Raw genomic sequence first — 20,872 nt, 5'->3', positions numbered from 1 at the left:
GCATATGAGTAGAAAAGCAGCAAGAGAAATGGCTATGAAATTAGTATTTCAGATGGAGCTAACTAAGGAGTCCGCTGTTGAAACATTTAATAAAATTAATGAATTAGATGAGTATAATAATTTACAGGACCAGTTAGAATACATTGAAGATTGTGTTAAGGGAGTAGATAAGAATAGACAATTATTAGATGAGTACATAGAAAAATATTCAAAGGGTTGGAAAATAAATAGAATTGCTAAGGTAGATTTAGCAATAATGAGACTTGCACTTTATGAAATGCTTTATAGAGAAGATGTACCTAATGCTGCAGCAATCGATGAAGCGATTGAATTAGCAAAAAAATACGGTGGAGACAATTCACCATCCTTTATAAATGGTATATTAGGAAATATTATTAAGGAGCTAAAAAATGAGTAGAGTACTTGGAATAGATACAAGTAATTATACAACCTCTATATGTATAGTTGAGGACAATAAAGTAGTTTGCGATAGGCGAAAAATTTTATATGTAGAAAATGGAAAAAGGGGCTTGAGACAATCAGAAGCCCTTTTTCAGCACATAAAAAATATTCCAGATTTGCTTAATGATAATAAAGTTTCAAAAATAGATGCAGTATGTGTTAGCACAAGACCAAGACCCTACTACAATTCATATATGCCTGTATTTAAGGCGGGTGAATCTATAGCAAAATCAATTTCAAGTGTGCTAAAAATTCCATATTATGAAACAACGCATCAGGAAGGGCATATAGAATCTGCAAAGTTTTCAATTGGGTTTAATGAAGAAGAATTTATTGCTATTCACATTTCAGGGGGAACCTCTGAAATATTACTTTACAAAGATAACACTAATCCTTCCATAGAACTTATTGGAGGTACAAAGGATATAAGTATTGGACAATTTATTGATAGAGTAGGAGTAGCTTTGGGATTTGATTTTCCTGCAGGTAAATATATAGATGATTTAGCCATAAATACTTCTAAAACTGAATTAGTTATTCCGTCTAAGGTAGATGGGTTTTATTTTAATTTGTCAGGACAAGAAACAAAGGCCATAGGATTTTTAGAAAAGGGTTATCCTAAGGATGAAATAGCTCTATCTACGATGAAATGCGTTGTTAAGACATTGGATAAATTAATAAATAATATTGTTGTAAAGTATGATAAAAAAGTATTATTGTTTGGAGGAGTTGCTTCAAGTAAATTTATTAGTAGTTACTTAAATGAAAGATATAAAGGGAGAGTATATATATCAAAACCAGAATATTCATTAGACAATGCTGTTGGTGTCGCTTTAATAGGATATAAAAGGTTAAATCAAAATAGGAGAGATAAGAATGAACAATAATGCTTTAACTGTAACAGAACTTAATTTATATATTAAGGATATAATCGAAAACAATATTCAACTATCTAATATAATTGTAAAGGGCGAAATATCGAATTTTAAGCATCATAGTTCAGGTCATATGTATTTTACTTTAAAGGACAATGATAGTAAAATAAAATGTGTAATGTTTAAGGGGTATAACTCTTATTTAAAGATTAAATTGGAAGATGGTATGAAGGTTTTAGCAAGAGGATATGTATCTGTATACGAAAGAGATGGAGTTTATCAGCTATATTGCACGGATATTAAAAAAGATGGATTGGGAGATCTATACTTAGCATACGAAGAGTTAAAGAAGAAATTGGAGCAGGAAGGTTTATTTGATGAAAAACATAAAAAGAAACTTCCCCTTTTACCAAGAAGAATAGGAGTTGCAACATCAAGTACAGGTGCAGTTATAAGAGATATTATTAATGTTGCAAGTCGTAGATTTTATAACGTAAATATACTCTTGTATCCTGTAAAGGTACAGGGGGAAGGTGCTGCTGAAACAATTGTAGAGGCAATAGAATATTTTAATGATAGGGATGATATTGATGTCATAATTATTGGTAGAGGTGGAGGCTCTATTGAGGAACTTTGGGCATTTAATGAGGAAATTGTAGCAAGAGCAATCTATAAAAGTAAAATACCAATTGTTTCAGCTGTAGGACACGAGACAGATTTTACAATAGCCGATTTTGTAGCAGATATAAGAGCTTCAACTCCTTCACATGCAGCAGAAATAGTGGTTCCTTCATATTCAGAGCTATTATACAAAATAACAAGTTTAAAAACAAATCTATATAACAGCGTTAATAATAGAATTAAAAGGGATAAGATTTTAATTGAAAATCTGTCTTCCAAAATAAAGCTAAACTCACCACAAAATAAAATCAATGTGCATTATCAGTATTTAGATAATTTAAGGGACAAATTAATCAATAGCACAAATAACACATTAATAAAGAAAAAGCACAATCTAATGCTAACAGTACAAAAGTTAGATGGTTTAAGTCCATTGAAGTCAATAAGTAGAGGATTTGCTGCGGTTGTAAAGAATGAAAAGTTAATAAAAAGTATAGAGCAGGTAGAAAAAAATGATATAATAGAGGTATATTTTGAAGATGGAAAATTAGATTGTATTATAAAGGAAAAATCGGAGGTAAAAATATGGCAAGAGTAAAAAAGGATGGGTTAACCTTTGAAGAAGCAATAAAGAGGCTTGAGGAAATAGTTTATGAAATAGAGGATAAGGATTTGAGTTTAGAGGATACAATTGTTAAGTTCAAAGAAGGTATGGAACTTGCAAATCTTTGCAATAAAAAGTTAGATGAGGCGGAAAGAAAAATTAATGTACTTTTAAAGGGTGAAAAACAGGAATTAGTCGAAGATAATTTTACCGTTGAGGTGGAAAATGATGCTTTTTAATCAACAACTAAAAGAAAGACAACAAATGGTTAATGTAAGATTATCTGAACTTTTGGATAGTGCTAATATACCAAATGTAATATACGAACCGATGAAATATAGTGTTGATGCAGGAGGTAAAAGAATAAGACCTATTTTAACACTTTCAATAACAGAGGCTTTAGGTGGAGATTTAAAGGATGCCTTAGATTTTGGATGTGCAATTGAGTTTATTCATACATATTCTTTAATTCACGATGATTTGCCAGCGATGGATAATGATGATTTTAGAAGAGGAAAACTAACTAATCATAAAGTTTATGGAGAAGCAATTGCTATTCTTGCTGGGGATGCCTTATTGAACTTTGCCTTTGAGGTTCTTTCAGAAAAGCTTGAAGAAAACAATAATCCATTATATGTAAAGGCTGTTAAAGAGATAGTTAAGGCATCTGGTTCAAGAGGTATGGTTGCTGGTCAAGCAATTGATATTAAAAGTGAAAATAAACAGTTAAAATTAGAAGAGCTTTATAATATGCATAGATTAAAAACAGGTGCAATAATAGAAGCAGCTTGTGTAGCTGCAGCGTATATTTCAAATAGAGAAGAAAGTGTTAAAATTATAAGAGATTTTAGTAGACACCTGGGAATAGCCTTTCAAATAGTTGATGATATATTAGATTTCATAGGTGACGAAAAGAAACTTGGCAAAACTGTAGGGAAGGATAAAGAAGCTAATAAAGCAACTTATGTTACTATTTTAGGTATTGATGAGGCTAAAAAGCGAGCACAAGAACATTCTAAAATAGCAATAAAAATTGCAAATGATATTGATAAAAGTGGATTTTTATCAAAGTTAACAGAATATCTTCTATTTAGAGATAATTAAATTATATTATCTAATTCCAAACTTGTATAAAAAATTATATTGTATGTATGATATAATTATGTTACAATAACATTCTGCTTAGGGTGGTGCAGTATTCTAGTCAGCTTAATCCATTCTGAAGGCGGGGCTAAAAATCCGCCAAAGGGCACATCGATGAAGTTCCTTGTGCTGGCTCGCTACGCCCAGTAGTGGGTTGGTACTGGGAGTAAGGGGGATGGGGCGACCGCAATGGCATGCGTAATCGACCCTACCCCCGCGGAGACCCTAAATTGTGGAATCACGAGGTTCTATGATTAGGGATTAAACCTGCATCGTGGTTGAAGCTGCGTGCAGTGTAGCCTGCCTTGAGCGAGTGTGGTGGAGGGTAGATCAGGCTTAATGGTGAAGGGCCCTCACTATTAAGTTATTGCTACAGGAAACCACATTTGCAAAAGAGGCTAGGAATGGATGATGCTGTTGAGGAAAACTCCTAGACTGTTCCAATAAGGAGGCAATTGAGGGATTGCAGTGTGGACTAAGTGGTAATCCAGCCCCATATACGGCAACGGTATGGGTTTTTGGTTAAAGGGAAACCGCCAAAATGGCGACGTTTTGGTCCAAAAACGGGAAATCCTGCTGGACCTAAGCCGCAAACTTAACCTCAATTGCTACCACCCGAGTACATAAAAGGTGGTATAAATGGGTAAGACAAATAAAAAAATCAAACTACATAAAAAGAAAACGAGTGATAAAAATGCAAATATTAAATGGATAGTTTTAATTATAATATGGACATTTATAATATCAGCAAGTATAAGTTTTGTATCAAATTCTCTACTTAGTGGTGTGGGAATTTTTTTTGCATTTTTCGTATTAGTATCGATTATACTTATAGGTATTATTTTTGATATAATAGGTGTGGCTGTAACTGCAGCAGAAGAAGCACCATTTCATTCTCTTGCCTCAAGAAAAGTAATAGGTGCTAAAACAGCCGTAAAACTAATTAGAAATGCTGATAAGGTATCTAATTTCTGTAATGATGTTATAGGTGATATTTGTGGAGTTGTAAGTGGTGCTGCAGGAGCAATTATTATATCAAAATTAATATCTAAAGGTATTAGCAACAATCAAACAGTTTTATCACTAATTGTGAGTGCTACTATTGCTTCGCTTACTGTCGGAGGAAAGGCAATAGGTAAAAATTTTGCAATGACACAAAGCAACAACATAGTGTTTAAAACGGCATGGATTATAGAAACAATTAGATTAAATAGAAAATAGGGTGAAAGTATGAGGTATTTAGAAAAAATAAATAAACCAAATGATATAAAGAATCTTTCAATTAATGAATTGAATTTATTATCAGGAGAATTGAGGGAATTTTTAATAGATACTGTATCAAAAACAGGTGGCCATTTAGCATCAAATTTAGGTGTTATTGAGCTAACATTGGCTTTATTTTATGTTTTTAATTTTGAAAAGGATAGAATAGTTTGGGATGTAGGGCATCAAACTTATATACATAAAATACTAACTGGAAGAAAAGATAAATTTTATACACTTAGAAAATATGAAGGTATAAGTGGATTTCCAAAGCCCACAGAGAGTAGTTATGACCATTTTGTTACTGGGCATAGTAGTACTTCTATATCAGCAGCTCTTGGAATGGCAAGGGCAAGGGATTTAAAGGGTGAAAAACATAATGTTATTGCTGTTATAGGTGATGGTGCTTTAACTGGTGGTATGGCCTTTGAGGCTTTAAATGATGCAGGAAGTTCAAAAACTAATTTAATTGTTATATTAAATGATAATGAGATGTCCATATCACAAAATGTGGGTAGTTTATCTTGTTATTTAAGTAAGATAAGAACAGCCCCTGCCTATATAAATTTTAGAGATGAAATAGAACAAATGTTAAAAAAGATACCGGCAGTTGGTAATAATTTATATAAATCAGCTGAGAAGTTTAAGGATGGATTAAAGCATCTTGTAGTACAAGGAATGTTATTTGAAGAATTAGGATTTAAATACTTAGGTCCAATAGATGGACATAACATTGAGGTTTTAACTGATGTATTAAAAAGAGCACAGACAATAAAGGGACCTGTAATTATTCATACTATAACAAAAAAGGGAAGAGGATACTGCTATGCTGAAGAAAATCCAGAGATTTTTCACGGTGTTGATGCCTTTGAAATAGAGACAGGGGAAAGAATAGCTAAGAGGAAGGAAACCTATTCAAAGGTTTTCGGAGAAGAAATAGTTAGGGAAGCAGAAGATAATAACAAAATAATTGCTATAACAGCTGCAATGCCAGATGGTACAGGTCTGACAGAATTTTCAGAAAAGTTTCCTGAGAGATTTTACGATGTCGGTATTGCAGAACAGCATGCAGCTACTATGGCAGCTGGTCTTGCTAAGGAAGGTTTTAAACCAGTATTTGCTGTATATTCTACATTTTTACAAAGAGCCTTTGATCAAGTTATACACGATATTTGTATACAAAGGCTTCCAGTAATTTTATCTATTGATAGGGCAGGAATAGTTGGTGAAGATGGAGAGACTCATCAAGGAGTATTTGATTTATCTTACCTTAGATTGATACCAAATTTAACTATACTATCACCAAAGGATTTAGTTGAGTTTAGGTATATGCTACGCTGGTGTTTTAAACAAAATAATCCAATAGCTATTAGGTATCCAAGAGGTGGAGATTTAGATATAAAGTTTGATAAATATGATGATATAAATCTTGGTAAATGGGAAAGATTATTAATAGGTAACAAAGTTACAATTCTTGCAGTTGGCAAAATGGTTCAACATTCAATGAAGGCAGCAGTAAGATTAAAAGGTAGAGGAATAGATGTTGAACTTATAAATTGTAGATTTATAAAGCCATTAGACAAAACAATGTTAGATAATCTAATAGAAAGATCAGATCATATATTTACAGTTGAGGATAATGTCTTATATGGCGGTTTTGGTTCTGCCATTAATGAATATTTAATAAGCAAAAATTATAAAGGAAAGGTTGTAAATATTGCTTTTCCTGATGAATTCATACCACACGGTAGTGTTGATATACTTTATAAAAAATATGGTTTAGATCCAGATGGAATATATAATACAATAATAAAAAACATTGATTAAGAGGAGAGAAAGATGGCGGATAAGGAAAGAATTGATGTTTTGTTAGTTGAAAAAGGCTTTTTTGATTCAAGAGAAAAGGCAAGAAAGAATATTATGGCTGGCCTTGTCTTTGTAAATAATCAAAGAGTGGATAAACCAGGCGAAAAGGTTAATGTTGACTCTGAAATAGAAGTAAAAGGACAAGCAATTCCCTATGTAAGTAGAGGTGGGTTAAAGCTTGAAAAGGCAATAAAATCCTTTAATATTAGTTTAAATGATAAAGTTGCAATGGATGTTGGAGCATCAACAGGTGGTTTTACAGATTGTATGTTAAAAAATGGTGCATCTAAAGTGTTTGCAATAGACGTTGGATATGGACAAATGGCTTGGGAACTAAGAAATGATAAGAGAGTAGTTTGTATGGAAAGAACCAACATAAGATATGTAACTAAGGAAGATATTGGAGAACCCATAGATTTTACTTCAATAGATGTATCCTTTATATCATTAAAACTTGTTTTGCCAGTAGTTAAAGAACTTTCAAAGGAGGAGGCTGAAGTCGTATGCCTCATAAAGCCGCAGTTTGAAGCTGGAAGAGAAAAGGTAGGCAAAAAAGGTGTTGTGAGAGATAAAGAGGTTCATATTGAAGTTATAAAATCAGTACTTGAGTTTGCAATTTCTATAGGTTATTCTTTAAAAGGATTGACTTTTTCACCTATAAAGGGCCCAGAAGGGAATATAGAATATTTAGCCTATTTGATAAATAAACAGGATTTAGCACAAATATATGATAAAATGATACAAGATGTTGTAGAAGAAGCTCATAAATCATTAAATGCGTAGAAGGAAAAAAGGATGTTGTGTAGAATTTTTTATTAGGGAGTGAATTATGTTAAAGGTTGGGATTTTTGTTAATAGAGAAAAGGATGAGGGTTTTAAATTCACAAAAGATATAATCAAGTGGTTATTGAATAATGGTTTTATAGTTTACATAGAATATGATTTAAACATATACAACAACAACCTTAATATAGTGGATAAGGATTTAATGTACAGTAATTCGGACTTTATTATTGTTTTAGGTGGAGATGGAACAATATTAGGCGTTGCAAGGGACTTGATAAGATATAATACCCCAATTTTAGGTGTGAATCTTGGAAATTTAGGATTTATTACAGAAGTTGAACTTAAAGATATATTAAATTCACTTGAAAATATAAAAAATGGAAACTATAAGATTGAAGAAAGAATGATGCTAAAAGCAGATATTTATAGAGAAAAGTATAAACTAAAAACCTATTATGCACTAAATGATGTGTGTATAACAAGAGGATATATGTTAAAGCTTGTAAAGCTAACGGCATTTATTGGACATAATTTAATTGATAAATATAATGCAGATGGATTGCTTATATCAACACCAACTGGTTCAACTGCATATTCCCTTTCAGCTGGTGGCCCAATTGTAAGTCCAACAATGAATTTAATGCTAATTACACCAATATGTCCTCATTCATTAAAATCAAGAACGATTGTTGTTCCAGATGATGATGAGATTATAATTGAAGTTGATGCATCACAAAATGGGAAGGTATATTTAACAGCCGATGGTCAAGAAGGTTGTGAATTGTTACCAGAAGATAGGATTCACATAAATAAAGCACAAAATTCATTGAGGCTAATAAAAACTAATAATAGATCTTTTTATGATATATTAAGAAACAAACTAAAAGATAGATAAGCGGGAAGAGAGGGGAATTTATGAAGATTTCAAGACACGCAAAAATTCTTGAAATAATAAACAATAAGGAAATTGAAACCCAGGAGGAGCTTGTTGATGAGTTACGTAAAATTGGAATGGATGTAACTCAAGCTACAGTTTCAAGGGATATTAAGGAACTAAAGTTAATAAAGGTATTGACTAAAGATGGTAAGTACAAGTATGCCTCTATGGCACAAGGGGATAATTATCTAACAGAAAAATTAGTCAGCATATTTTCACAAACAGTTTTAACTATAGACTATGTAAATAATATGATAGTTTTAAAAACTTTATCTGGTTCAGCATCAGCAGCAGCTGAGGCAATTGACACATTAAGATGGGATGGAATAGTAGGTACTATTGCAGGAGACAATACTATTTTTGTTATGGCAAGGTCTAATGAGAAGGCAGAAGAATTAGTTGCTAAATTTAGAAGATTAATAAACGAATAAGGAGGCATAATATGCTTCTAAAACTGAGGATAAAAAACTTTGCATTGATTGATGAATTAGAACTTGATTTTTCTGGAGGATTTAATGTTTTAACTGGAGAAACAGGGGCAGGAAAGTCAATCTTAATAGATTCTGTAAGTTTTTTAGTTGGTGAAAAGTTTAATAGAGAGATAATTCGTACAGGTTGTGATTATGCTTATGTAGAGGGTATTTTTGAAATAAAGAATGATAAGATTAACTATTTATTGAGGGAAAACGGAATAGACAATGATGATTATTTGATACTTGCAAGGGAAATTAATCAAAATAATAAGAGTATATTAAGAGTTAATGGTAGAACAACAAGCTTATCTTTTATAAGAGAAATAAGTAAATATTTAATAGATATACACGGGCAACACGAACATCAATCTCTATTAGACGAAGCAAAGCATATTGATATTTTAGATTCATTTTGTGGAGATGCTTTTAAAAGTATAAAAATAGGTTATAGAGAATTATTTGAAAAGTTAAAATCAATAGAGAAGGAAATAGATAGACTGACTCAGGATGAACAATTAAGGCTTAGAAAAATAGATTTATTAAAATTTCAGGTTCAAGAAATAAATGATGCACAGCTAAAAGAAGGAGAAGAAGAAGAGTTAATTCAAAGAAGGGATATACTAAAAAATGCAGAAAAAATATTCTCCTGTTTAAATTTAGCCTATCAGAAGATTTATAGCAGTGATGATTATGAGAGTGCATTTGATTCTATAGGTTCAGCTATGGTTAGCTTAGAACAGATATCTCAATATGATGACAAATTGAATACAATAAAGATGGCTATAGAAGAAGTTTATTATAAATTAGAAGATGCAATTGAATCAATAAGAGAATATAAAGATAAAATTGAATATAATGATGAAGAGTTAAATGAAATAGAAAATAGATTGGATCTAATTAATAAGCTAAAGAGAAAGTATGGTAAGGATATTAAAGAAATTTTAAATTATTATAATAATATTAGTATTGAGTTGGAAGAATTAGAAAAGAGCGACGAAAAATTAGAAGAACTAAAAAAGGAATACGAAAATATATTAAATGAGCTAAACTTAGTAGCATATAAAATAACTAATATAAGGAAAGAGACTGGTATTAAATTAAAGGAAAAAATAGAGGCAGAATTGAAGTACTTAGGAATGGAAAAAGCAGTTTTTGAAGTTGATATTACAGAAAAGGATAAATTTGATAATAATGGAAAAGATGAAGTGAGATTTCTTATATCATCAAATATTGGTGAACCTTTAAAACCTTTACATAAAGTTGCATCTGGTGGAGAAATATCAAGAATTATGTTAGCAATAAAAAGTGTTGTTGCTGATGTTGATAGTATTCCTATATTAATCTTTGATGAAATAGATACAGGTATTAGTGGAAGAACAGCACAGAGTGTGGCAGAAAAAATGGTACTTATCTCAAAGAAACATCAAATACTTTGTGTAACACATCTTCCGCAAATTGCATCAATGGGAGACAAGCATTTTAAAATACAAAAAATTGTAATTGATAACAAAACTATTACATTAGTAAGTGACCTACAAAATCAAGATAGAATAGATGAGATTGCAAGAATGCTTGGTGGAGCAATAGTGACAGAGCTTACTAAAACTAATGCAAAAGAAATTTTATTATTAGCAGAGCAACTTAAAAATCAAATAAGACATTAATAGGACTTAATTATTAAGTCCTCAGCCTGTTCAAAAAGTTATATATTGATTAGCCCCATGAAGGATTTCTTGGGCATTCGTTCATTTTGCTAAGCAATTCTAAGCTTTTCTTTGTTTGAAAAAGTCCTACCCTCGCGATGCCATCGTCCTGATGGCCGCTCGGCTCGGCACGTCCTGTGCCGAATTACGGACTTTTTCAAAGTCGAAAACCTAAGAATTGCTAAAGCTCATGAAAGAGCCTATTGAAATCCTTTCATGGGGCTTTTTCATACTTTAGTTAACAATTAAGTTTGTCAACAATCTGATAGGACTTAATTATTAAGTCCTTTTTGTTATACAAAAAATGTAAAAGTCAATTTTGTAATTTTTATATTTTAAAATGTAATAGTTTTTTATTTAAACATAACCTTACAAATAAAGTTTATGATGTATAAGTTTCATTCTATATTATAGTATATGTAGACATAAAAAAGGTTAACTTAAAATTAAAGAAAGGAAGGTGGAGTTATAAAGAATGGCAGAGGAGTGATAAAATGAAAACCAAAGCAAAAAAATCAGCAAAATTTATGCTGTTTACTATATTAATATTTTTAACATTTTTTATAAGTTATATTAATCAAATACCTTCTTCAATTAACGTTACTAAAGATGTAAATTATATAAAACTAACAAAAAGCAATATCATTAAACTTACCACAAGTGACATAGATTTAGTGAGTTCTCAAAACAAAAACAGTGTAAAAGGTTATGTTAAACTATTTGGGTTAGTTCCCATAAAAGAAGTAACTATAAATTTTAATAAGGATAGGAAGGTTTATGCAGGTGGTCATTCAATAGGAGTTAAACTTTATACTGAAGGTGTATTGGTTGTTGGTTTTTCAGATATTGAAACAAATAGTGGGAAAAAGCAAAGTCCAGCTGTTGTATCAAATGTTCAAATAGGTGATATGATTGTAGAAATTAACGGAAAAAGAATTAAATATATTAAAGATTTATCGGAAGAAATATCAAAATCGAATGGAAATGCTCTAAACTTAAAATTAAAACGGAGGGATAAATATATAGATACAACAATAAATCCGGTACTCAATAAAAACAATCAATATAAGCTTGGAATGTGGGTTAGGGATTCAACATCTGGTATAGGAACTTTAACGTTTGTTGATCCAAAACTAAAAAAATTTGCAGCTTTAGGTCACCCAATAAATGATATTGATACAGGGCAGTTACTAACTGTTAGAGAAGGAAGTATATACAAGGCAAAAGTTATTGATATAACAAAGGGTGAAAAGGGAAAGCCTGGTGAACTAAGAGGTGCCTTTAGTGAGGATGATGAAATAGGTAATTTGACCAAGAACACATTATGTGGAATATATGGTAGTATAAAAAATTTAAATGATTTTGTAAAATCAAATTCAAAGGAATATACTATTGCAAGTCAAAATGAAATTAAAGAGGGACCTGCAAAAATTTTAGTGGAAGTAGATGATGATGTCAAAGAATACAATATTAATATAGAAAAAATCAATAAACAAAGTTCACCAAATTCAAAAAGTATGGTAATAAGAATTATCGATAAGAATTTAATTGAAAAGACAGGTGGAATTGTTCAAGGAATGAGTGGAAGTCCAATTATACAGGATGACAAATTGGTAGGTGCTGTAACTCACGTATTTGTCAATAGACCTGATATGGGGTATGCAATTTTTGCTGAATGGATGTATAATGAGTTAGATGATGGTTTTTAATGAAGAAAGCTGCAAAATGCAGCTTCTTCATTAAAAAAATTTATTTTCTTAGAAGGAAATTAAATGTATTTGTCGAATAGTTTTATTATGAAATTAATTAGGATTAGGCGGGTAGGGGAGGTCAAATTATGAATGGTGAAAAAATAAAAATTGTCATTGCAGATGATAATAAGGAATTTTCAACAATACTTAACGAATATCTTAGCACTCAAGAGGATTTTGAGGTTTTAGGAGTAGCAAAGGACGGTAATGAAGCAGTTGATTTAGTTCAAAAAACTAACCCTGATGTATTAGTATTAGACATAATAATGCCCCATTTAGATGGTCTTGGGGTATTAGAAAAAATTAACGCATTTGAAGATACAAAGATTCCGAAGGTAATAGTTTTGTCAGCTGTGGGACAGGACAAAATAACTCAAAGAGCAATAAATTTAGGGGCTGAATATTATGTAGTTAAGCCATTTGATATGGAGATATTCTCAAAAAGAATAAGACAGATGTTTAATCAAGGTGCTGTTGAAACAAGTAAAAAAGTAACATTTGTAAGATCTGAACCAACAATAAATAAGTTAAACAATCCCAATAATTTAGAAGCGGAAATAACAAATATAATACATGAAATTGGTGTTCCAGCACATATAAAGGGATATATGTATCTAAGAGATGCTATTCAAATGGTTGTTAATGATATTGAACTTTTAAGTGCAATAACAAAGGAACTTTATCCATCAATAGCAAGAAAATATAATACTACTCCAAGTCGAGTAGAAAGGGCTATAAGACACGCTATAGAAGTTGCATGGGCAAGAGGACAAGTAGAAACTATAAATAAAATATTTGGCTATACTATTCACAATGATAAGGGCAAACCAACTAATAGTGAATTTATAGCTATGATTGCAGATAAATTAAGATTAAAACAAAAATTAGGTTAAAATAATCCATTTAAATGGATTATTTTTTTTAAAAGGAGTGATTATATGTTTAAAGAAAAGACACTAAAAAGTAATTATTTGTTTAAAGGAAAAGTAATTAATCTAAGAATTGATGAAGTTGAGACTTATTCGAATAGAATATCCACACGAGAAATAGTTGAACATAATGGCGGAGTGGGAATTGTAGCAGTTGAGGATGGAAATGTATTTCTTGTTAGACAATATAGAAGACCCTTTGATGAGATAATATACGAAATACCAGCTGGAAAGCTGGAAATGGGTGAAGAACCTTTAAGTTGTGCATATAGAGAATTAGAAGAAGAAACTGGCTATAAGGCTTTAGATATGAAGCTGATGACTTCAATTTATACATCTCCAGGATTCTGTACAGAAAAATTATATATTTATTTTTGCGATAAAATGGTGAAAACTAAAACTAATTTTGATGAAGATGAATATTTAGAATTAATTAAGGTACCTATTTTAGAAGCAAAAAAAATGATATTAGACGGTACTATAAAGGATGCAAAATCAATAGTGGGAATATTAATGTTAAACGATTTTATACATAAGTAAAGAATATTTTAAAAAGCCTCCTCATATATTTAAATTAGACTAAAGAGGAGGTGTATTATTATGCCAACAATGAATAATAATAATTTTTTTTCTAAACATTTAAAGGAAAATTTTTTACTGTATTTTTTTGTAACACTTTTTTTTGCGATAGGATTATCTATAGGGGCTTTTATGTCTAAGGGTTTAGATACAAACAGTAAGCAAAGTGTATTAGTATATATAAACAATTTTTTTCAAATAGTAGGTAATGAGAATGTTGATACTTCTTCTATTTTTATAAGATCTTTAAAAAATAATGGACAAACTCTTTTACTTATACTAATTTTATGTATTACATATATCGGTGTTCCTTTGATATTTATTTTTGATGCATTCAAAGGCTTTATTTTAGGTTTTACTATATCATTTTGCTTACAAACTATGGGATATAAAGGGTTACTGTTTTTATTTATAACAGTTATTCCTCAGAATGTAATATATATTCCTTGTTTAATTGTTGCATCTGCTATAGCAATAGAGCACGGCTTTTGGATATATAAGAAAAATATACAGAAGAGTAGTTTTTTAAAACAAAAGAATGGCTTACTTGATATTACGTTGGTTTTTATATTTTTATTTTTGATAATGTTGGTTGGAAGTTTATATGAATCCTTTGTGGTTCCCTTCATATTAAAAAGTTTATCAGGGTATCTTATCATACAATAGGTGATTTTTATGAAGAAGATTAAAAAATTAATTTATAATTTTATTTTTGTTTTTTTATTGATGCTATTTATTTATATACTATTAAAGGGGTTTCGTTCTTTTATACAATTAAAGCCTGATGGCGATGCCAGACTTGTAATGTATAATCTTGATAAAAAAGAAAGTAAAATATTTTTAATAAGGTTATTAATAAATAGGGCTTTTTTCCGATAATAAAATGAAGGAATTTATAAAAAAATGTAGAATAAAATAAGTATAATATATATACAAAGGGGTACTGCAAATGAATGAATTAGTTAAAGATTTTATTAATGAAATTGCATTAACTAAATCTTTAAGTCGAAATACAATTGAAAGCTATAGTAGAGATTTACAACAATTTTTAGAATATCTAAAAAATGAAAATTTAGATTATAGAAAAGTAAAGAGAACTAATATTATTGCTTATATATTATACCTTCAAAAGGAAGGAAAAGCTACATCATCCATTTTAAGAAGTTTGGCAACTCTTCGTGCCTTCTATAAGCAAAATATAGTTAAGGGATTAATCGAACAAGATCCTACAATTGATATCGAAGCTCCAAAGGTTGAAAAAAAGTTCCCTGAGATATTAACTATTGATGAGGTTGAAACACTTCTTGCAATGCCAAATGAAGGAGAACCAAAAGGAGCAAGAGATAAGGCAATGCTTGAGATTTTGTATGCAACTGGTATTAGGGTAACAGAATTAATAAATCTAAATATAGATGATGTAAATTTGCTTTTAGGATATGTAAAATGCAATGGTTCAAAAGAAAGGATTGTTCCAATAGGAAAGCTTGCAATAGAAGCATTAACAAATTATGTGGAAAAATATAGATATACATTCTTAAAAAATGAAGAAGAGTGTGCTTTGTTTTTGAATCATAGAGGAGAAAGGCTAACAAGACAAGGATTTTGGAAAGTAATAAAGTATTATGCCAAATTGGCAAATATACAAAAAGAAATAACCCCTCATACCTTAAGACATTCATTTGCAGCACATTTAATAGAGAATGGAGCAGATTTACGTTCGGTTCAGCAAATGTTAGGACATTCTGATATATCAACTACTCAAATCTATGCAGAATTATTAAAAAACAAAATTAGTGATGTTTATAAGAAGTCTCATCCAAGGGCATAAACGATATAAAATTCTCTAAAAGATAAAAAAACAATCTTTTAGAGAATTTTATTTTTAATTTTTAAAGATTTAGTTAACTTAATAGTTTAAAGTCTTTTCTTTTTTGAAAAAATAAGATATAATAAAAATCCCAAGATTATTAAGAAAATTATTAAAACAAGAGGTGATTTTATGGTTAATAGGGTTACATTAATTGTACTTGATAGTGTAGGAATTGGGGAGTTACCAGATGCACACGAATATAATGACCAAGGAAGCAATACTCTTGGTAATATAGCAAAGGAGATTAAAAACTTTGAGCTTCCTAATCTGCAAAGACTTGGTTTGGGGTATATAGAAGGGGTAAATGAATATAAAAAAGTAGATAATGTAATTGGTTCATATGGTAGATCACTTGAGATGTCAAAGGGTAAAGATACAACTACAGGCCATTGGGAAATATCAGGACTCATTTTAGAAAAGGCATTCCCAACATATCCAAATGGATTTCCTAAAGAGTTAATTGAGGAATTTGAAAACAAAATAGGTAGAAAAGTCATAGGAAATAAACCTGCATCGGGAACAGCTATTATTGAAGAATTAGGAGATGAACACGTAAGAACGGGATATCCAATTGTTTATACTTCAGCAGATAGTGTTTTTCAAATTGCTGCACACGAAGAAATAATTCCATTAGAAGAGCTTTATAAAATGTGCCAAATAGCAAGAGATATGCTAAAGGACGAACATGGAGTTGGTAGAGTAATTGCAAGACCATTTGTGGGAACAAGTGGAAGCTATAAAAGAACTCCAAACAGAAGAGATTTTTCAATGAAGCCATTTAAAAAGACATTGCTAAATTATATTGCAGAAAATGGTATGGATGTTTGTGCTGTTGGTAAGATAGAAGATATTTTCGGAGGATATGGTATTACAAAGGCTGTACATACAAAAAATAATATGGATGGAGTAGATAAAACAATTGAATATTTAAAGGAAAATACAAGAGGGTTAATATTTACAAATTTAGTTGATTTTGATATGGTGTACGGACATAGAAATGATGTTGAAGGATATGCAAGAGCGTTAAAGGAATTTGATGAAAGAATACCAGAAATCATTAATAATTTAAAGGATGATGATATTCTTATTATAACAGCTGACCATGGATGTGATCCAACAACACCAAGTACTGACCACTCCCGTGAGTACATACCAATTTTCGTTTATGGAAAAAATATTAAACCGGGAGTGAATATTGGTACAAGAAAGTCCTTTGCTGATATTGGTAAAACAATTGCAGAATTATTAAATATAGAAACTGATATTGCAGGAGAAAGCTTTGCAAAGGAAATCTTAAAATAACAGGAGGTCATATACAATGAATTATATGGAGAAGTTAAATGCAGCATGTCAATATATTAAAGATAAGATAAAGGAAGAACCTAAAGTAGCGATTATATTAGGTTCAGGTCTTGGTAGTTTAGCTGATGAAGTTAAAAATAGAGTTGAATTAAACTATAATGAAATACCAAACTTCCCAGTATCAACAGTTGAAGGTCATGCAGGAAAATTTATATATGGTGAATTGAACGATAATAAGGTTATTATGATGCAGGGAAGATTCCATTTCTATGAAGGGTATGATATGCATACAGTAACTTTCCCAATAAGAGTTTTAAAATTATTGGGTGTAGAAAAGTTAATAGTTACTAATGCTGCTGGTGGTGTTAATACTAATTTTAAGCCTGGAGATTTAATGATAATAAATGACCATATTAACTTTTCAGGTACAAATCCTCTTATAGGAGCAAATTTAAAGGAATTTGGACCAAGATTCCCAGATATGTCAAATGCTTATTGTAAAGAATTAATTAATACTGCAAAGGATGTGGCAAAGGAATTAGGAATAGAATTAAAAGAAGGTGTTTATTTTATGATGACTGGTCCATCCTATGAAACACCAGCAGAAATTAGAATGATTAGAATTTTAGGTGGAGATGCAGTTGGTATGTCAACTGTCCCAGAGGTAATTGTTGCTAATCACAGTGGTATGAAGGTTTTAGGTATTTCCTGCATTACAAATATGGCTGCAGGAATATTAGAAGTTCCATTAAGTCACGAAGAAGTTATTGAAACATCCAACTTAGTTAAGGATAAATTTAAAAATTTAGTAAGCGGAATTGTGGCAAGAATGTAAAGGGGGAATACATATGAGAATGTATGATATAATTCTTAAAAAGAGAAATGGCGAAGAATTGACAAAAGAAGAAATAGACTTTTTTGTTGATGGGTATACAAAAGGAGAAATACCAGATTATCAGGTTTCTGCACTATTAATGGCAATATTTTTTAATAAAATGACGAAGAGAGAAACTGCGGACTTAACAATGGCAATGGTTAATTCAGGAGAAACTATAGATTTGTCAGAGATACAAGGAATAAAAGTAGATAAACATAGTACAGGTGGTGTTGGAGATAAGACTACTCTTGTACTTGCTCCAATGGTGGCAGCCTGTGGAGTTCCAGTTGCCAAAATGTCAGGAAGAGGCTTAGGACATACAGGAGGTACAATAGATAAACTAGAATCTATAAAGGGCTTCTCTGTTGAAATGACAAAAAAACAATTCATAGAAAATGTGAATAGAATTAAGATGGCAGTTGGAGGACAAACAGCTGATTTAGCTCCAGCTGATAAAAAGTTATATGCTCTAAGAGATGTTACTGCAACTGTTGATAATGTTTCGTTAATTGCATCAAGTATAATGAGTAAAAAGATAGCAGCAGGTGCAGATGCGATTGTTCTTGATGTTAAAACAGGTACTGGTGCATTTATGAAAACATTAGACGATTCCTTTGAACTTGCTCAAGAAATGGTGGATATAGGTACTAATGTAGGTAGAAATACTATAGCAGTTATTTCAGATATGGACCAACCATTAGGATATGCTGTTGGTAATGCTTTAGAAGTGAAAGAGGCAGTTGAAACACTTAAAGGAAAAGGACCAGAAGATCTATTAGAACTATGTATTGTTTTAGGAACTCAAATGCTACTTCTTGCAGGTAAAGCAAAAACTGAAGAGGAAGCAAGAAAAATGTTACAGGAAACAATAACATCAGGATCTGCTTACGAAAAGTTTAAGGAGTTTGTAAAGGCACAGGGTGGAGATGTTTCAGTAATTGAAGATTTAGAACTTTTACCAAAGGCACAACATATTATAGAAGTTAAGGCAGATAGAGAAGGTTATATTACAAAAATTATAGCTGACCAAATAGGTATATCTGCATTAATATTAGGTGCAGGTAGAGAGACTAAGGAGAGTCCAATAGATCCTGCAGTTGGTATAATAATCAAAGAAAAGGTTGGAAGCTATGTAAAAAAAGGAGATGTAATAGCATATCTATATGCTAATGATTTAAATAAAGCAAAGATATCAGAACAAAAATTATTAGAGGCGTATCATATAGAGGAACAAAAATTAGAAGAAAGACCATTGATTTTTGGTATTGTTACAAAGGATGGAATAAAGAGATTTTAATTTTTAAGCGGCATTAACTTAAATTAGTTAATGCCGCTTTTCTTTTTTGTTATTTGTTTTTATTAATACATTTTGAAAAACAGGGAAAACTAACAATAAATAAAAATCTTTAGGGAGGGAAATAAAAATGAATAAAAGATTAAACGTAATTTTCCTTACTATACTACTTGTTTTTATGTTTACATATCAAGCAAAGGCGGAAGTAAAGGTTGAACCAAATTTGAACTGTAGGTCAGCAATATTAGTAGAATTTACAACAGGTAAGATACTGTATGAATACAAATCCCACGAAAAACTTGCACCTGCAAGTGTTACTAAAATAATGACTATGCTTCTTGTTATGGAAGCTATAGATAGTGGTAAAATAAAGCTATCTGATAAAGTTGTTGTTAGCGAAAATGCTAAAAGATTAGGTGGTAGTACTATGTATCTTGAGACTGGCGAAGTTAGAACTGTTGAGGAACTTTTAAAGGGAGCAGCAGTAGAATCAGCTAATGATGCTTGTGTTGCTTTAGCAGAATTTTTATGTGGAACAGAAGAAGAATTTGTAAAAAAGATGAACGAAAGGGCAAAAGCATTAGGAATGAATGATACACATTTTGTTAACAGCTATGGTTTTTATGATCCTAATCACTATACATCAGCCTATGATATAGCAATTATGTCAAGGGAATTATTAAAGCATTCCAAGATATTAGATTATACAACTATTTGGATGGAGACAATAACTGAAGGCAGAAAAACACCTTTTACACTTGTAAATAGGAATAAGATGTTAAAGGCATATAAAGGTTGTGACGGATTAAAAACAGGCTATACAAAGGAAGCTATGTATTGTATTTCAGCAACAGCTAAAAGAGGAAACGTTAGACTAATATCTGTTATTATGGGGGCTCCAAGTGCAAAAGAAAGAAATGCAATGGCAGCACAATTGCTTGATGTCGGATTTGCAAAATATGATAGTTTTGATGTAGTTAAAAAGGGTGAAGTGGTAGGTGAAGTTAGTATTCCTAAAGCAAAGCCTGAAAGTGTAAAGGTTGTTGCAAAGGATAACTTGAATGTTGTTGTTGAAAAGGGTAATAAACCGAATATTCAAAAGAAAATAGAAATTTTTAAGGATTTAAAATTACCAATTAATAAAGGTGAGACAGTTGGTGTAATAAAGGCGGTAGATGGTGATAATGTTTATGGTCAAGTAGAAGCTATAGTAGATCGTAAGATAGAAAAGATGAAGTTTATAGATACTCTAAATAGAGTATTTAAGAGTTTCTTAAACGCTAATTGAGGAGTTGAATTATCAACTCCTTCAGATTGTTGACAAATCCACTTGTAAGCTAAAGTATAGAAAAGCCCCATGAAAGGATTTCAATAGGCTCTTTCATGAGCTTTAGCAATTATTGCTTTTCGGCTTTGAAAAAGTCCGTAATTCGGCACAGGACGTGCCGAGCCGAGCGGCCATCAGGACGATGGCATCGCGAGGGTAGGACTTTTTCAAACAAAGAAAAGCTTAGAATTGCTTAGCGAAATGAATCGA

At 31.0% G+C, this 20,872-nt stretch carries 20 protein-coding genes; all 20 read left to right on the top strand.

Features of this window, described 5'->3' with window-relative positions:
• Nucleotides 1–4: 4 nt before the first annotated feature.
• The 20 genes from nusB to A3M9_RS0105055 all read left to right on the top strand — a co-directional run bounded on the left by nusB (nucleotide 5) and on the right by A3M9_RS0105055 (nucleotide 20,623).
• On the top strand, nucleotides 5–418 hold the full coding sequence (nusB, locus tag A3M9_RS0105160) for a transcription antitermination factor NusB (RefSeq protein ID WP_027308275.1): 414 nt from the start codon (nucleotides 5–7) through the stop codon (nucleotides 416–418).
• Nucleotides 411–1,349 carry a hypothetical protein gene (locus tag A3M9_RS0105155; protein WP_027308274.1) on the top strand — a complete coding sequence of 313 codons (939 nt, stop codon included), beginning with the start codon at nucleotides 411–413 and terminating at the stop codon, nucleotides 1,347–1,349. The genes nusB and A3M9_RS0105155 overlap by 8 nt, the downstream gene beginning before the upstream one ends.
• On the top strand, nucleotides 1,339–2,556 hold the full coding sequence (gene xseA, locus A3M9_RS0105150; protein ID WP_035165898.1) for an exodeoxyribonuclease VII large subunit: 1,218 nt from the start codon (nucleotides 1,339–1,341) through the stop codon (nucleotides 2,554–2,556). Before A3M9_RS0105155 ends, xseA begins: the two co-directional genes overlap by 11 nt.
• The gene (xseB, locus tag A3M9_RS0105145; RefSeq protein WP_027308272.1) at nucleotides 2,544–2,801 is read left to right on the top strand and encodes an exodeoxyribonuclease VII small subunit; all 258 of its coding nucleotides are present in this window, start codon (nucleotides 2,544–2,546) and stop codon (nucleotides 2,799–2,801) included. Before xseA ends, xseB begins: the two co-directional genes overlap by 13 nt.
• Entirely contained in the window at nucleotides 2,791–3,666 is an 876-nt protein-coding gene (locus A3M9_RS0105140; protein ID WP_027308271.1) for a polyprenyl synthetase family protein, read from the top strand. Before xseB ends, A3M9_RS0105140 begins: the two co-directional genes overlap by 11 nt.
• 678 nt (nucleotides 3,667–4,344) lie before the next feature.
• Nucleotides 4,345–4,926, top strand: a complete 582-nt coding sequence (locus A3M9_RS0105130; RefSeq protein WP_027308270.1) for a hypothetical protein — start codon at nucleotides 4,345–4,347, stop codon at nucleotides 4,924–4,926.
• Nucleotides 4,927–4,935: 9 nt separating this feature from the next.
• Entirely contained in the window at nucleotides 4,936–6,795 is a 1,860-nt protein-coding gene (gene dxs, locus A3M9_RS0105125; protein ID WP_027308269.1) for a 1-deoxy-D-xylulose-5-phosphate synthase, read from the top strand.
• A gap of 12 nt (nucleotides 6,796–6,807) precedes the next feature.
• Complete coding sequence (locus A3M9_RS0105120; protein WP_027308268.1) at nucleotides 6,808–7,617, top strand: TlyA family RNA methyltransferase; 810 nt, start codon at nucleotides 6,808–6,810, stop codon at nucleotides 7,615–7,617.
• Between the two features lie 46 nt (nucleotides 7,618–7,663).
• Nucleotides 7,664–8,515, top strand: a complete 852-nt coding sequence (locus A3M9_RS0105115; RefSeq protein ID WP_027308267.1) for an NAD(+)/NADH kinase — start codon at nucleotides 7,664–7,666, stop codon at nucleotides 8,513–8,515.
• Nucleotides 8,516–8,535: 20 nt separating this feature from the next.
• Nucleotides 8,536–8,988, top strand: a complete 453-nt coding sequence (locus A3M9_RS0105110; RefSeq protein ID WP_027308266.1) for an arginine repressor — start codon at nucleotides 8,536–8,538, stop codon at nucleotides 8,986–8,988.
• Nucleotides 8,989–8,999: 11 nt separating this feature from the next.
• Nucleotides 9,000–10,694, top strand: a complete 1,695-nt coding sequence (recN, locus tag A3M9_RS0105105; RefSeq protein ID WP_027308265.1) for a DNA repair protein RecN — start codon at nucleotides 9,000–9,002, stop codon at nucleotides 10,692–10,694.
• A 533-nt stretch (nucleotides 10,695–11,227) separates the two neighbouring features.
• Nucleotides 11,228–12,442 carry a SpoIVB peptidase gene (gene spoIVB / locus A3M9_RS0105100; RefSeq protein ID WP_027308264.1) on the top strand — a complete coding sequence of 405 codons (1,215 nt, stop codon included), beginning with the start codon at nucleotides 11,228–11,230 and terminating at the stop codon, nucleotides 12,440–12,442.
• A 128-nt stretch (nucleotides 12,443–12,570) separates the two neighbouring features.
• On the top strand, nucleotides 12,571–13,377 hold the full coding sequence (spo0A, locus tag A3M9_RS0105095) for a sporulation transcription factor Spo0A (protein WP_027308263.1): 807 nt from the start codon (nucleotides 12,571–12,573) through the stop codon (nucleotides 13,375–13,377).
• Between the two features lie 45 nt (nucleotides 13,378–13,422).
• Nucleotides 13,423–13,953 (top strand): NUDIX hydrolase, encoded by a 531-nt coding sequence (locus tag A3M9_RS0105090; protein ID WP_035165893.1) that lies wholly within the window; start codon nucleotides 13,423–13,425, stop codon nucleotides 13,951–13,953.
• Nucleotides 13,954–14,013: 60 nt separating this feature from the next.
• On the top strand, nucleotides 14,014–14,658 hold the full coding sequence (gene spoIIM / locus A3M9_RS0105085) for a stage II sporulation protein M (protein WP_027308261.1): 645 nt from the start codon (nucleotides 14,014–14,016) through the stop codon (nucleotides 14,656–14,658).
• 283 nt (nucleotides 14,659–14,941) lie between these two features.
• Nucleotides 14,942–15,820, top strand: coding sequence for a site-specific tyrosine recombinase XerD (gene xerD / locus A3M9_RS0105075; protein WP_027308259.1), 879 nt, complete (start codon nucleotides 14,942–14,944; stop codon nucleotides 15,818–15,820).
• A 171-nt stretch (nucleotides 15,821–15,991) separates the two neighbouring features.
• The gene (locus A3M9_RS0105070) at nucleotides 15,992–17,164 is read left to right on the top strand and encodes a phosphopentomutase (RefSeq protein WP_027308258.1); all 1,173 of its coding nucleotides are present in this window, start codon (nucleotides 15,992–15,994) and stop codon (nucleotides 17,162–17,164) included.
• 16 nt (nucleotides 17,165–17,180) lie between these two features.
• On the top strand, nucleotides 17,181–17,999 hold the full coding sequence (locus A3M9_RS0105065) for a purine-nucleoside phosphorylase (protein WP_027308257.1): 819 nt from the start codon (nucleotides 17,181–17,183) through the stop codon (nucleotides 17,997–17,999).
• Between the two features lie 13 nt (nucleotides 18,000–18,012).
• A complete protein-coding gene (locus A3M9_RS0105060) occupies nucleotides 18,013–19,338 on the top strand; it encodes a pyrimidine-nucleoside phosphorylase (RefSeq protein WP_027308256.1) in 1,326 nt (441 codons plus the stop codon).
• A gap of 127 nt (nucleotides 19,339–19,465) precedes the next feature.
• Complete coding sequence (locus tag A3M9_RS0105055; protein WP_027308255.1) at nucleotides 19,466–20,623, top strand: D-alanyl-D-alanine carboxypeptidase family protein; 1,158 nt, start codon at nucleotides 19,466–19,468, stop codon at nucleotides 20,621–20,623.
• Nucleotides 20,624–20,872 lie beyond the last annotated feature (249 nt).

Origin of the sequence: Caloramator sp. ALD01, assembly GCF_000472625.1 — a bacterium.
In the GTDB taxonomy this organism is placed as follows: Bacteria; Bacillota; Clostridia; order Clostridiales; family Caloramatoraceae; genus Thermobrachium; species Thermobrachium proteoclasticum.
This window is presented reverse-complemented; position numbering and strand designations above follow the sequence as displayed.